Raw genomic sequence first — 13653 nt, 5'->3', positions numbered from 1 at the left:
ATCGATGCCTTCGATTCCCTCGTCCGACCCGGCCGCACCGCCGCGCCGCCCCGCGTGGCTTGCCGCGCTGGGCTGGGTGGCCGCGCTGGCGCTGCTGGTGGCGGCGCCGTTCGTGCTGACCGCCGACAGCCACAAGTTCTATATCGAGCTGCTCAGCAAGGTGATGATCATGGCGATCTTCGCGCTCTCGCTGCAGTTGCTGATCGGCTATACCGGCCTGGTAAGTCTCGGCCATGCCGCATACTTCGCCATTGCCGCCTATGCCACCGCGATGCTGGCGCCGCAGGGCGAGGCCGGCAACGGCTGGCTGCTGCTGCTCGGCGCGCTGGGGGCGTCTGCGCTGCTGGCGCTTGCAGTTGGCGCGCTGGTGCTGCGCACCCGTGGGGTGTACTTCATCATGGTCACGCTCGCCTTTGCGCAGATGGTGTACTTCGTGTTCCACGACACCGGCATCGCGGGCGGCAGCGATGGCACGTATATCTACTTCCGACCGGAGTTCGGCCTGCTGAGCGAGCGGCCGGTTTCGATTGCCGAGCCGGTGGCGTTCTACTGGTTCGTGCTGGGCGCGCTGGTGGTTTCGCTGGCCGGGTTGGCGATGCTGCTGCGCTCGCGCTTTGGCCATGCACTGGTCGGCATTCGCCACAACGAGCAGCGCATGCGGGCGGCCGGCTACGGGACCTATCGCTACCAGCTCGGCGCGTTTGTCGCCGGCGGCATGCTGGCCGGACTGGCCGGCTATCTGTACGCCATCCAGTTCGGCTTTGTGAATCCGGAAATCGCCTCGTGGCACCAGTCGGGCAACGCCATGCTGATGGTGATTCTCGGCGGCGTCGGCAGCCTCGCCGGCGCGGTGCTGGGCGCGTTTTCGTTCGTGCTGCTGGCCGAATGGTTCAGTACGCTGACCAAGCACTGGCAGTTGCTGATGGGCACCTTCATCATCGTCGCGGTGGCGCTGTTGCCGCGTGGACTGGTCAGCCTGCCCTCGGTGCTGCGCAGTGGTATGCGCGGCCGGCGCCGCGTGCGCGAACGCCAGCAGGCCGTGCCGCCGGCGGAGGGCGGCGAGAGCGGGACGGTCGGCCATGCCGGCCCACATGTCCACCCGCAGGCAGGCTCACATGACGGCGCCAATACCGGCGCCAATACCGGCGCCAATACCGGCGTACATGCCGTCCCGCATGCAGGTTCACACGAGGCCCGGGGCAGGGAGGCCATATGATCGACACGCTCGCCGATGCCCTCGCGGCGGCCGACGCCGCCGCGCCCGTGCTGGCGGCACACGGGCTGACGCGCCGGTTCGGCGGGCTGCTGGCCGTCAACGACGTGGACCTCACGCTCGAGCTGCACGAGGTCCACGCGGTGATCGGTACCAACGGCGCCGGCAAATCGACGCTGATCAATCTGCTGTCGGGCGAGCTGCCGCCGTCGGCGGGGCGCTTGCACCTGCAGGGCCAGGACGTCACGGGCTGGGACCAGCCGCGCCTGGCGCGCCATGGCGTGGGCCGCAGCTACCAGCGCAACAATATCTTCCTGCCGCTCACCGTGCGCGAGAACTGCCGGCTGGCGGCGCAATCGCGCGCGCAGCGTGCCTGGCGATTGTGGGAGCCCGCGCTGTCGTGCCGCACCAGCCGCGCGCTGGCGGACGAGGCGCTGGAGCGCGCCGGCCTGTCGGCGCATGCGCACCGCCTCGCCAGCGAGTTGGCGCATGGTCAGAAGCGCCAGCTCGAAGTGGCGATGTGCCTGGCCACGCAACCGGTGGCGCTGTTGCTGGACGAACCGCTGGCCGGGATGGGCGCCGAAGAGTCGGGGCGCATGCTCGAGCTGCTGCGCGGGCTGCGCGATGGCCACGCGATCCTGCTGGTCGAGCACGATATGGAAGCCGTGTTCGCGGTGGCCGATCGCATCACGGTCATGGTCAACGGCAGCGTGATCGCGACCGGGACGCCGGCCGATATCCGGTCCAATCGCGAGGTACAGCTGGCGTACCTTGGGGAGGACGATGGCCGCGGCGACGGGGAGGCCGAGGGCGGGGGCACGGACCCGGGATCGGCACCACGTTTGACACCAGGTTCGGCACGCCGGGCCGCCGGCGCCGCATGGGCGGCCGGCGTCCAGGCCAGCCATGCCCCAGGGGCCACGCCAACCGGCGTGGCGCCGGGAGTGCAGCCATGACGCGGACGAACCCCGGCGCGCACGACCTCATCGCCGCTACCGGCATCCACGCCTGGTACGGCTCGAGCCATGTCCTGCGCGGCATCGATTTTCGCGTGGGCGTGGGCGAGACCGTCGGCCTGCTGGGCCGCAACGGCATGGGCAAAAGCACGCTGCTGCGCACCCTGCTGGGGCATGTGCGCCAGCGCGAGGGCCAGATCCGTGTGGCCGGGCGCGATCTCTCGCACGGCCAGCCGCACGAGGTGGCGCGGCTCGGCGTGGCGTATGTACCGGAAGGGCGTGGGATCTTTCCCAACCTGTCGGTGCGCGAGAACCTGATCATGGCCGCGCGCCCGGGCGCGGGCGGCCGCCGCGACTGGGACGAGGCGCGCGTGCTCGACCTGTTTCCGCGCCTGCGCGAGCGGCTCGCGCATGGCGGCCAACAGCTCTCGGGCGGCGAGCAGCAGATGCTGTCGATCGGCCGCGCGCTGATGACCAACCCCGACTGCCTGGTGCTCGACGAAGCGACCGAGGGCCTGGCGCCGAAGATCGTGCACGAGATCTGGCAGGTCATCGCCACCGTGCGCGCGTCCGGTATTGCCGCGATCGTGGTCGACCGCAACTACCGGGCCGTGCTCGACCACGCCGACCGCGTGGTGGTGCTGGAAAAGGGCCAGGTCGTGATGGCCGGCGGCGCCGCGGAACTGCGCGCGCGGCCGGCCTTGCTGGATCGCTACCTCGGTGTTTGAACGCCCGCTTGCGCTTCCGCAATGTGATAAATGCAGCACGCTGTGTCGTGCCATCGCAACGCCACATGGGTGCGGCAGAGCACCCGCGCATCGCGTGCGGGCCTTGACCTCGCTGCGCCCGCCCCCCATGCCTGGCGGGTCGCTGCAGGTCAATGGGGCCGGGCACGGGCGATTTCCACAGTGGTCGCCAGACGGCAGTTCAACTAGAATGGCGCGCGTTTGTGCAACGCAATACCGTGCAAGATGAGAAGGCGACAAGCCCAACGCGGACCGGAACCGCTTGCGTGAGAGAAACTGCGATATCCACCGCGATATCACCTCAGGTATCAACTCAGGTATCAACCCAGGTATCACCCCCGATGGCGCGCTGCGGTGCCGGCCCGACTGGCCGGCCGCCAAGCCTGGCCGAGGGCGCAAGCCGGTCCACCAGACCCAGACCATGACCCAATCCGCAACCAGTCATTACTTTGTCGAAAGCCCCAGCACACGTGCGCTAGTCATGGGGGCGATCGGCGTGGTGTTCGGCGATATCGGCACCAGCCCCCTTTACGCGCTCAAGGAGTGCTTCAGCCAGGACCACGGCATCCCGTTCAGCGCGGATGCCGTGCTCGGTGTGATCTCCATGCTGTTCTGGGCGATGATCATCGTGGTCTCGCTCAAGTACGTGGTGTTCGTCATGCGCGCCGACAACGATGGCGAGGGCGGGGTGCTGGCGCTGATGGCGCTGGTGCTGCGCACCGCCACCCCGCGCTCGCGCAAGGCGCGCCTGCTGATGATGCTCGGCATCTTCGGGGCATGCATGTTCTACGGCGATGCGGTGATCACGCCGGCCATTTCCGTGCTCTCCGCCGTGGAAGGCCTGGAGGTGGCCGCGCCGCAGCTGTCGCACTTCGTCATACCGATCACGCTGGTGATCCTGGTCGCGCTGTTCCTGATCCAGCGCCATGGCACGGCCGCCGTCGGCAAGCTGTTCGGCCCGATCATGGTGGTCTGGTTCCTGACGCTGGGCGCGCTGGGCGTGTACAACGTCATGCAGTCGCCGGAAATCTTCAAGGCGATCAACCCCTGGTACGGCATCCACTTTCTGATCGAACACTCGCTGCAGGCGTTTATCGTGCTGGGCGCGGTGTTCCTGGTGCTGACCGGTGCCGAGGCACTCTATATCGACATGGGTCACTTCGGTGCCCGTCCCATCCGCATCGGCTGGTTTATCCTCGTCATGCCGAGTCTGATGCTCAACTACTTCGGCCAGGGCGCGATGCTGCTGCAGCACCCGGAAGCGGTCAGCAACCCGTTCTACCTGATGGTGCCGGCACCGCTGATCCTGCCGATGGTGCTGCTGGCCACGTGTGCCACGGTGATCGCGTCGCAGGCGGTGATCTCGGGCGCGTTCTCGCTGACCAGTCAGGCCATCCAGCTCGGCTTTGTGCCGCGCATGCGCATCCGCTATACCTCGGCGGCCGAGATCGGTCAGATCTACCTGCCGGTGATCAACTGGATCCTGCTGCTGCTGGTGGTGGCCGTGGTGATCTCGTTCAAGAAGTCAGAGAACCTCGCCGCCGCGTACGGTATCGCGGTAACCACGACCATGCTGATCACGACCTTCCTCGCCGCCGTGGTCATGCGCAGCGTCTGGAAATGGAATCCGGTGTTCGTCACGATCCTTGGCGTGGGCTTTCTGCTGGTGGACCTCACGTTCTTTTCGGCCAACCTGCTCAAGGTGGCCGAAGGCGGCTGGTTCCCGCTGCTGATGGGCAGCGCGGCGTTTTTCCTGCTGATGACGTGGCACAGCGGCCGCAAGCTGCTGCGCGCGCGCAGCCTGGAAGACGGTATTCCGCTCGAGCCGTTTATCGCCGGCCTGCTGGCGCACCCGCCGCATCGCGTGGAAGGCACGGCGGTGTTCCTGACCGGCAATACCGAGTCGGTCCCGGTCTCGCTGCTGCACAACCTCAAGCACAACCGCGTGCTGCATGAACGCGTGGTGTTCCTGAGCTTTGTCACGCGCGATACGCCGTACGTCGACGACGACCAGCGCCTGACCTGCAAGGACCTGGGCGGCGGCGTGTTTATCCTCAAGTCGGAATACGGCTTCAAGGAAACCCCGGATGTGCAGCGCGTGCTCGATCTGGCGCACCGCAAGCTGAACATGGATTTCGAGCTGATGGAGACGTCTTTCTTCATCGCGCGCGAATCGGTAATCCCGTCGAAGCTGCCGGGCATGTCGATGTGGCGCGAGAGCCTGTTTGCCTGGATGCATCAGAACGGCGCCAAGCCGTCCGACTTCTTCTCGATTCCCGCCAACCGCGTGGTGGAGTTGGGAACGAAGGTAGAGATCTGAGCTGGGGTGGGGGGTGAGCTGAGCCCAGGCGGGCTGAGCTCGCAGAGGACGACCCGCTAACGGGCGCGAGAGCGGTGCGGGGTCAGGCCACGTGAGCCTGACCCCGCACCGCATGGATACTGCTTACCGCGCTTACCGCTTATCGCTTCAGCTTGGCAAACGCCGCCGCCATCGCGCCCACCGGTTCCGGTTCGCGGCGACCACCGCCCAAGCCCTTGCCGCCACCGGCACGCTGACCGCCGCGGTCATGCCCACGGTCATTGCCGCCAGCGCCGCGCGGCGCCGCCTGGCCGGGCTCGTCGTCGAGCCGCATGGTCAGGCCGATGCGGTTGCGCTTGACGTCGACTTCCATCACCTTGACCTTGACGATCTGGCCGGCTTTGACCACCTCGTGCGCGTCCTTGACGAACTTGTTCGACAGCGCCGAGATGTGAACCAGGCCGTCCTGGTGCACGCCGATGTCGACGAACGCGCCAAATGCCGCCACGTTGGTCACCACGCCTTCGAGCACCATGCCCGGCTGCAGGTGCTTGATATCCTCCACGCCGTCCTGGAAGGTCGCGGTCTTGAACTCGGGACGCGGGTCGCGGCCCGGCTTTTCCAGTTCCGACAGGATGTCGCGCACCGTCGGCAGGCCGAAGGTTTCGTCGGTGAACTGCTGTGCGGACAGGCCGCGCAGCGCGTCGCGGTTGCCCATCACATCGGGCAGGCCCTTCTTGATATGGTCGAGAATGCGCTGCACCACCGGATAGGCTTCCGGGTGCACCGACGAACGGTCGAGCGGATTGTCGCCATTGTTGATGCGCAGGAAGCCCGCCGCCTGCTCGAACGTCTTGTCGCCCAGCCGCGGCACCTGCTTCAGGGCATCGCGGTTGGGGAACGCGCCGTTGGCATCGCGGAACTCGACGATATTGCGCGCCAGCACCGAATTGAGACCCGACACGCGCGCGAGCAGCGGCGCCGAGGCGGTGTTGACGTCCACGCCGACTGCATTCACGCAGTCTTCCACCACGGCATCGAGCGTACGGGCCAGTTCGCGCTGATTGACGTCGTGCTGGTACTGGCCCACGCCGATCGACTTGGGATCGATCTTGACCAGCTCGGCCAGCGGATCCTGCAGGCGTCGCGCGATCGATACGGCGCCGCGCAGCGAGACGTCCAGATCGGGGAACTCTTTTGCCGCGAGTTCCGAGGCCGAGTACACCGAGGCACCGGCTTCGCTCACCACGATCTTGGTCAGCTTGAGCTCGGGCATGTTGCGCATCAGGTCCTGCACCAGCTTGTCGGTTTCGCGGCTGGCGGTCCCGTTGCCGATCGAGACCAGTGCCACGCCATGCTGCTTTGCCATGCGCGCCAGCGTCGCGAGCGAGCCGTTCCAGTCGCGGCGCGGCTCATGCGGATAGATGGTCGCGGTTTCCAGCAGCTTGCCCGTGGCATCCACCACCGCCACCTTGCAACCCGTGCGGATACCGGGGTCGACGCCCATCACGGCCTTGGGGCCGGCCGGTGCCGCCAGCAGCAGTTCATGCAGGTTGCGGCCGAACACCTTGATGGCCTCGCCTTCGGCGGTTTCGCGCAGCTGGGTCAGCAGCTCGGTTTCCAGGTGCGGCTGCACCTTGACGCGCCAGCACCAGCGGCACACGTCGGCCAGCCACTTGTCGGCCGGGCGGTTCAGGTTCTGGATGCCCACATGGCGCGCGATCATGCCTTCGCACGGATGCGGCACCATGGCGTCCTGTTCTTCGCCCAGGCCCAGCTTGACCATCAGCACGCCGGCATTGCGGCCGCGGAACAATGCCAGCGCGCGGTGCGACGGCACCGTGCGAATGGTTTCGCTGTAGTTGTAGTAGTCGCGGAACTTCTCTTCCTCGGCGGTCTCTTTGCCCTCCATCACGGAGGCGCTGACCACGCCGTTCTGCCACAGGTGCTCGCGCAGCTTGCCGAGCAGTTCCGCGGTTTCGCCGAACTGCTCCGACAGGATGTCGCGCGCGCCGTCCAGCGCGGCCTTGACGTCAGGCACGCCGCCCTCGGCAGTGGGCTGGCCGTTGACGTACTTGCTGGCCTCGGCCTGCGGATCGAGCGTGGGATCGGCCAGCAGCGCCTGCGCCAGCGGCTCCAGCCCGCATTCGCGCGCGATCTGGGCGCGCGTGCGGCGCTTGGGCTTGTAGGGCAGGTACAGATCCTCGAGCGCCTGCTTGGTCTCGGCGGCCTCGATGGCCGTGCGCAGCTCGTCGGTCAGCTTGCCCTGTTCCTCGATGGACGCCAGGATGGTCGCGCGGCGCTCTTCCATGTCGCGCAGGTACAGCAGGCGCTCTTCGAGCGTACGCAGCTGGGTGTCGTCGAGATTGCCGGTCACTTCCTTGCGGTAGCGCGCGATGAACGGCACGGTGGCGCCTTCGTCGAGCAGTTCCACGGCGGCGGCCACCTGGCGGGGTTGCACGGACAGTTCGGCCGCGATGAGCGAGACAATCTTTTGCGTGACGGAAGCAGGCAGGTTGGACATCGGGGAAAACAGTCAGTCGAAAGCGGGGCATTTTGCCACAAGCGGGCGCGTGGTCCAGTGACGGGAAGCGACCTTTTGCCATGCTGTTCGATCGACGCACGCGCGGGCGTGCCGGGTGACCCGAAGGAAGGGCGGAAGGAGGGGCCGAAGGAGGGGCCGAAGGAGGGGCCGAAGGATGGGCGAAAGGATGGGCGAAAGGAGGGGGCGCGGCGGGGCCGGGGGCAGGGCAAATGCTAGAATCGCGGGCATGATCGTCCTGTCCCGCCCGGCCGCCATGGTCGCCTCCGTCTTCTCGTCCATCATGCCGGCACCTCGTTCCTCGGGTTCCCTCGATTTTTCGGCCGCTGTGTTCCGCTCGCCGGCTTCGGCCGCCGCCGCGGCGTCGCCACGTGCCGTGCGCGGTGCCGCCGTGGCGACGGTGCTCGCGACCGTGCTGACCGCCGCCGCGCTCACGCTGCTGCTGCCGGTCGCGGCCGCTCGCGCGCAGGCATCGGCACCGGCCGCAACGTCTGCAGCCACGCCCGCTGGCGGGAGCGCCGCGGGTGCGCTGGCCATCCCGCCGGAACCGCCGGCACCGCGCGACTTCGAGGGCGAGCGCAGGGCCATCGGCGATTCGCGCGCGTGGACCAACTACCGTTTCGGCGTGGCCGAGCGCGAGTGCTACAGCAAGTTCCTCACCAACCACTGTATCGAGCAGGCCAAGGACATCCAGCGCGGAGAACTGCAGGTGTTGCGCAAGCGCGAACTGGAGGTCGGCGATGCCGAGCGCGCTTACAAGGCCGCCGTGCGCGACCGCGAGCAGGCGCTGCGCCAGGCCGAATACGAGGCCGGCCAGCCCGGCCGCGCGGCCAATGAAGCCGCCAGCCGCGCGTCGTACGAGCGCAAGCAGCAGGAGCAGCAGTTACGCGATGCCCAGCGTGCCGCCGACGCGCCCGGTCGAGCCGCCAATGCGCAGGCGTACCAGCAGAAGCAGGCCGACTTCGACGCGCGCGTGCAGGAAGCACAGCGCAAGGGCGCCGAGGCGGCGCGCCAGCGCCAGGAGAATGTCAAGGCCTTCCAGGAGAAGCAACGCCAGGCGGCGGAGCGCCAGAAGGACCTGGACGAGCGTCGCCAGCGTGCCAAGGACAAGCAGAATTCGCAGAGCACCCCGAGCCCGTTCGGATTCTGATGGCGACGGTGCCGATGCCGGCAAGACCGGCGCGCGCGGACATCCGGTGAGAGCAAGGGACGCATATGGACGATAACCTCAATACGCTCGCGCGGCAGATCATCGAGCTGCAGATCGAGCACCGCGATCTCGACTATCTGATCGACCGCCTGTCCGCCGATGCCACGCACGACGAACTGCAACTGCGCCGCCTGAAAAAACGACGGCTGAAGCTCAAGGATGCGATCACGCTGCTGCAGCTTCAGCTGGAACCCGATGTGCCCGCCTGAGCGGCGGTGCCCCGAACCCCGATTGTGTCAGCGACTTCCAACGAAACTCTCTCCGAGCCCAACGACGCCAACGACGCCAGGGCCTCTCGCCACGCCGTCGAGGTGGGCGACGCCAACGATGCCGGCGCCGCCGACGATGTGACGCTCGACGGCGCGCAGGCGCTGTTGCCCGCGTCGGCCAGTCAGGCCGCCAGCCAGGCCACGCAGCTCGGCACGATCTTCGCCGATACCGGTACGCTGGCCAGCGCCATTCCGGGCTATCGCCCGCGCGCCTCGCAAAAGAAGATGGCCGAAGCGGTCGCGGGCGCCATCGCCAGCCACGACACCGTCATCGTCGAAGCCGGCACCGGCACCGGCAAGACCTTTGCGTATCTGGTCCCGGCCATGCTCTGGGGCGGCAAGGTCATCCTGTCCACGGGCACCAAGAACCTGCAGGACCAGCTGTTCCTGCGCGACATCCCCACCGTGCGGCATGCGCTCAACGTACCGATCTCGGTTGCGCTGCTCAAGGGGCGCGCCAACTACGTGTGCCACTACCACCTCGAACGCGCGCAGGCAAATGGCCGGCTCGCCTCGAAGCAGGACGCGGTATGGCTGCGCGATATCGGCAACTTCGCCAAGACGTCCGCGTCGGGCGACAAGGCCGAGCTTGCCGCCGTGCCGGAGAACGCGCCGGTGTGGCAGCTGGTTACCTCCACGCGTGACAACTGCCTGGGCAGCGAATGCCCGAGCTACAAGGAATGCTTTGTCATGCGCGCGCGCAAGGAGGCGCAGCAGGCGGACCTCGTGGTGGTCAACCACCATCTGTTCTTTGCCGATGTGGTGCTGCGCGATACCGGCATGGCCGAACTGCTGCCGGCCGCCAACACCATCATCTTCGACGAGGCGCACCAGTTGCCGGAGACCGCCACGTTGTTCTTTGGCGAAACGCTCTCGACCAGCCAGTTGCTGGAAATCGCGCGCGATACGGTCGCCGAGGGCCTGTCCCATGCACGCGATGCGGTGGACTGGGTGCGGCTTGGCGCGCCCCTGGAGCGCGCCGCGCGTGACCTGCGCCTGGCATTTGGCAAGGACAACGTGCGCCTCGCGCTCGGCCAGATCGAGGCCGATCCGCGCATGCGCGAGCCGTTCTTCGAGACCCTCGATGCGGTGGACACCGCGTTGAACGATTTTGTCACCGCGCTGGCAAGCCAGGCCGAGCGGGCCGAGTCGCTGGAGCAATGCCACCGCCGCGCCGTGGAGCTATCGCAGCGGCTGGCGGCGTGGCGCAGCGAGGCGCCGGCCGCGGCCACCGCTACCAGCAGCGGTACGGGTAGCGGCGCAGGCGGCGCGGGTGCGGCAGGCGCCGGTGCCGAGGGCGACGCCGGCGACGCCCCGGCTGCCGCCTCGTTCGGCCCCGATACCGTGCGCTGGGTCGAAGTCTTCTCGCAATCGGTGCAGCTGCACCGTACGCCGCTGTCGATCGCGCCGATTTTCACGCGCCAGCGCGAGGGCCAGCCGCGCGCGTGGGTGTTTACCTCGGCCACGCTGTCGGTCAAGGGCAACTTTGCCCACTACGCGGCGCAGCTGGGCCTGGACAAGGACCGCTCGCTGACCTTGCCGAGTCCGTTCGACTACGCGTCGCAAGGTCTGCTCTACGTGCCGCGCGACATGCCGCAGCCGCAGTCGCCACAGTTCACCGAGGCGGTGGTCGAGCGCGCGTTGCCGCTGATCGAAGCGGCCGGCGGCCGCACCTTCCTGCTCTGCACCACGTTGCGCGCGGTGCAGAAGGCCTCCGATATGCTCTACGACGCGTTTGCCGAGCGCGGCCTGCAGTTGCCGCTGCTGGTGCAGGGGCAGGCCAGCCGCACCGAATTGCTGGACCGCTTCCGCGAACTCGGCAATGCGGTGCTGGTAGGCAGCCAGAGCTTCTGGGAAGGCGTCGACGTTCGCGGCGAGGCGCTCTCGCTCGTCATCATCGACAAGCTGCCGTTTGCCCCGCCCGACGATCCGGTGCTGGCCGCGCGCATGGAGGTGCTGCAGAAGAAGGGCCTGAGCCCGTTTGCGGTACACCAGCTGCCGCACGCGGTCATCACGCTCAAGCAGGGCGCCGGGCGCCTGATCCGTTCCGAATCCGACCGCGGCGTGCTGGCGATCTGCGACATGCGACTGGTGGAAAAGCCGTATGGGCGGCAGATCTGGCAGAGCCTGCCGCCGTTCACGCGCACGCGCGAGGAGGAGACGGTCATCCGCTTCCTGGAGGGGCTGCGCGCGCCACCGGAGGCAGCGGCGTAGCCGTCGGGCCTGCCGTGCCGCAACCCGGCTGGCGGCAGGCCGGGGCGCAGGCAACAAAAAGCCCGACACGATGAGGTCGGGCTTTTTTTGTCGGCCGTCGCTGGCGAGACCTCAGAACACATCCCACCAGGGCTTGTCCTTGCGGCGCTCGCCGTACTTGATGAAGTCGCTGTTGGGATAGTTGCGTTCCATCACGCGGGCGGCGTCGTCGCGCAGATCCTTCATGCCGAGCGAATCGTACGAGCGGATCATGATGTACAGCGCTTCCTCGTTGGCGGGCGCGCCATCGTAGTCCTTGAGCGCCTGCTGCGCGCGGTTCACCGCGGCGAGGTAGGCCCCGCGACGGTAGTAGTAGCGCGCGGCGTGCACTTCGTGCGAGGCCAGCGAGTTCACGATGTACTGCATGCGCTGGCGCGAGTCCTCGGCGTACTTGCTGTCCGGGAAACGCGTGATCAGCGTGTTGAAGGCATCATAGGCCGCCTTGGCCGCCTTCGGGTCGCGCTCGCTCAGGTCCTGGCCCGAGAAGCGGCCCAGCCAGCCGAGGTTGTCGTTGAAGTTGATCAGGCCCTTCAGGTAGTAGGCGTAATCGATGTTCGGATGGCTCGGATGCAGCTGGATGAAGCGATCGATGGCCGCCAGCGCCGCGGCGGTCTCGCCATCGCGGTAGTTGGCGTAGGCCGTGTCGATCTGTGCCTGCTGGGCATAGCGGCCAAACGGATAGCGGCCTTCCAGCTTTTCATAGAGCTTGACGGCGCGTGTGTAGTCGCCGCCATCCATGGCGTCCTTGGCTTCCGCATATAATTTGTTCGCCGACCAGCCGGCGGTCTCGTCAGGCTGGTCCCCCAGCAGGCCGCACGCGGACAGCATCATGCAGCCGCCGGCGAGCAACATGGCTCCAACCCTCGCGCGCCAGTCGGCGCGTTTCGTGCTTTTTGTGCTCTGCAATCTTGTGCTCTGCAAATGCATGGGCAACCTATCCCGGATGAAAAATAGCGCCAAGCATTATAGCCGAACCCCCCAGGCCGAAACCGGCATTGCGGGGGTTCCCCGTGAACGTGAGCGCCTGGCACCGGCCGCATTGTCGCAGACAGACCTCGATGACGGCGAGGATTTTGCCGACGCGGCCACGCCGGCGGCACCCCAGGACGACCTGGTTCCACTTTCCCTCGAAGTTGACAGCGCCGCCCACGGTGAGCGGCTCGATAAATTGCTCGCGCGTCACTTCAGCGAGTTTTCCCGCAGTCGTATCCAGCAATGGATCGAGGAGGGCGCCGTGCGCGTCGACGGCGAGCCGCGGCGTGCCAAGGACGCCGTGCAGATGGGGCAGCGCATCGAGGTGCAGCCGCGCGCCGCGCCCGAGACGCTGGCCTTCACCGCGGAGGACGTGCCGTTGTCCGTCGTGTTCGAGGATGCCACGCTGCTGGTGATCGACAAGCCCGCCGGGCTGGTGGTGCATCCGGCCGCCGGCAACTGGAGCGGGACCGTGCTCAACGGGCTGCTGCATCGCTATCCGGCGGCGGCCACGCTGCCGCGCGCGGGCATCGTGCACCGACTCGACAAGGAAACCTCGGGGCTGATGGTGGTGGCCCGCACGCTGACCGCGCAGACCGATCTGGTGCGGCAGTTGCAGGCGCGTACCGTCAAGCGAACCTATATCGCGCTGGTGTGGGGCGAGACCCCCGACGAAGGCACCATCGACGCACCGATCGGCCGCGATCCGCGCGAGCGCACGCGCATGGCGATCGTCCATACCAGCAGCGGCAAGCCGTCGCGCACGCATTTCCGCACGCTCGGTACGGTGCCGCTCGGGCGCGGCAAGGTGTCGCTGGTCGAGTGCAAGCTGGAGACCGGGCGCACCCACCAGATCCGCGTGCACTTCGAATCGATCGGACATCCGCTGGTGGGCGACCCGGTCTATTTTCGCGCCACGCAGCGCGGCCAGCGCCCGGCCATCCGGGTGCCGCTGCCGGTGCCGCTGGCGCGCCAGGCGCTGCATGCCTACAAGCTCGGCCTGGTGCATCCGGTCACGGGCAAGGCGGTGTCCTGGCAGGCGCCGCCGCCAGAGGACCTGCAGGCGTTGATCGATGCGCTCGACTTCGAGGGCGCGCAGGCGGACGACGAGTGGGAAGACGACGAACCATGGGATGAAAGCAAGCCATGGCAGGGCGATGACGATGACGACGAGTGAGGCGATGGGGACCAGC

At 67.5% G+C, this 13653-nt stretch carries 9 protein-coding genes and 1 pseudogene; 8 read left to right on the top strand and 2 right to left on the bottom strand.

Annotated elements, in window-relative coordinates; genetic code table 11:
- Positions 1–4 precede the first annotated feature (4 nt).
- From DFLDMN_RS04765 to DFLDMN_RS04750, 4 genes and pseudogenes are all read left to right on the top strand, one after another.
- The gene (locus DFLDMN_RS04765; RefSeq protein ID WP_423198319.1) at positions 5–1216 is read left to right on the top strand and encodes a branched-chain amino acid ABC transporter permease; all 1212 of its coding nucleotides are present in this window, start codon (positions 5–7) and stop codon (positions 1214–1216) included.
- Positions 1213–1998, top strand: a pseudogene (locus DFLDMN_RS04760) (ABC transporter ATP-binding protein); the annotation flags it as partial. The gene DFLDMN_RS04765 and the pseudogene DFLDMN_RS04760, both read left to right, overlap by 4 nt.
- Before the next feature lie 167 nt (positions 1999–2165).
- A complete protein-coding gene (locus DFLDMN_RS04755; protein WP_423197339.1) occupies positions 2166–2897 on the top strand; it encodes an ABC transporter ATP-binding protein in 732 nt (243 codons plus the stop codon).
- A gap of 439 nt (positions 2898–3336) precedes the next feature.
- Positions 3337–5235 carry a potassium transporter Kup gene (locus DFLDMN_RS04750; RefSeq protein WP_423197338.1) on the top strand — a complete coding sequence of 633 codons (1899 nt, stop codon included), beginning with the start codon at positions 3337–3339 and terminating at the stop codon, positions 5233–5235.
- A gap of 139 nt (positions 5236–5374) precedes the next feature.
- On the opposite strand, the gene DFLDMN_RS04745 is transcribed toward DFLDMN_RS04750, so the two are convergent.
- Entirely contained in the window at positions 5375–7738 is a 2364-nt protein-coding gene (locus tag DFLDMN_RS04745) for a Tex family protein (protein WP_423197337.1), read from the bottom strand.
- Between the two features lie 247 nt (positions 7739–7985).
- On the opposite strand from DFLDMN_RS04745, the gene DFLDMN_RS04740 reads away from it, so the two are divergent.
- The 3 genes from DFLDMN_RS04740 to DFLDMN_RS04730 all read left to right on the top strand — a co-directional run bounded on the left by DFLDMN_RS04740 (position 7986) and on the right by DFLDMN_RS04730 (position 11449).
- A complete protein-coding gene (locus DFLDMN_RS04740; protein WP_423197336.1) occupies positions 7986–8906 on the top strand; it encodes a hypothetical protein in 921 nt (306 codons plus the stop codon).
- Between the two features lie 65 nt (positions 8907–8971).
- Positions 8972–9175, top strand: a complete 204-nt coding sequence (locus DFLDMN_RS04735) for a YdcH family protein (RefSeq protein WP_423197335.1) — start codon at positions 8972–8974, stop codon at positions 9173–9175.
- Between the two features lie 162 nt (positions 9176–9337).
- Complete coding sequence (locus DFLDMN_RS04730; protein ID WP_423198318.1) at positions 9338–11449, top strand: ATP-dependent DNA helicase; 2112 nt, start codon at positions 9338–9340, stop codon at positions 11447–11449.
- 111 nt (positions 11450–11560) lie between these two features.
- Here DFLDMN_RS04730 and DFLDMN_RS04725 read toward each other — a convergent pair whose 3' ends face one another.
- A complete protein-coding gene (locus DFLDMN_RS04725) occupies positions 11561–12415 on the bottom strand; it encodes an outer membrane protein assembly factor BamD (RefSeq protein WP_423197334.1) in 855 nt (284 codons plus the stop codon).
- Between the two features lie 16 nt (positions 12416–12431).
- On the opposite strand from DFLDMN_RS04725, the gene DFLDMN_RS04720 reads away from it, so the two are divergent.
- On the top strand, positions 12432–13637 hold the full coding sequence (locus DFLDMN_RS04720) for an RluA family pseudouridine synthase (protein WP_423197333.1): 1206 nt from the start codon (positions 12432–12434) through the stop codon (positions 13635–13637).
- The last annotated feature ends 16 nt before the right edge of the window (positions 13638–13653 follow it).

Source organism: Cupriavidus sp. H19C3 (assembly GCF_049393815.1).
Taxonomy (GTDB): domain Bacteria; phylum Pseudomonadota; class Gammaproteobacteria; order Burkholderiales; family Burkholderiaceae; genus Cupriavidus.
Note: the sequence above shows the minus strand (reverse complement) of the source record. Positions and strands in the feature narration are given on the sequence as shown.

Coding starts and splice junctions, on each gene's coding strand:
- DFLDMN_RS04765 (WP_423198319.1), top strand. CDS start 5: ATGCCTTCGATTCCCTCGTCCGACCCGGCCGCACCGCCGCGCCGCCCC.
- DFLDMN_RS04755 (WP_423197339.1), top strand. CDS start 2,166: ATGACGCGGACGAACCCCGGCGCGCACGACCTCATCGCCGCTACCGGC.
- DFLDMN_RS04750 (WP_423197338.1), top strand. CDS start 3,337: ATGACCCAATCCGCAACCAGTCATTACTTTGTCGAAAGCCCCAGCACA.
- DFLDMN_RS04745 (WP_423197337.1), bottom strand. CDS start 7,738: ATGTCCAACCTGCCTGCTTCCGTCACGCAAAAGATTGTCTCGCTCATC.
- DFLDMN_RS04740 (WP_423197336.1), top strand. CDS start 7,986: ATGATCGTCCTGTCCCGCCCGGCCGCCATGGTCGCCTCCGTCTTCTCG.
- DFLDMN_RS04735 (WP_423197335.1), top strand. CDS start 8,972: ATGGACGATAACCTCAATACGCTCGCGCGGCAGATCATCGAGCTGCAG.
- DFLDMN_RS04725 (WP_423197334.1), bottom strand. CDS start 12,415: ATGCATTTGCAGAGCACAAGATTGCAGAGCACAAAAAGCACGAAACGC.
- DFLDMN_RS04720 (WP_423197333.1), top strand. CDS start 12,432: ATGAAAAATAGCGCCAAGCATTATAGCCGAACCCCCCAGGCCGAAACC.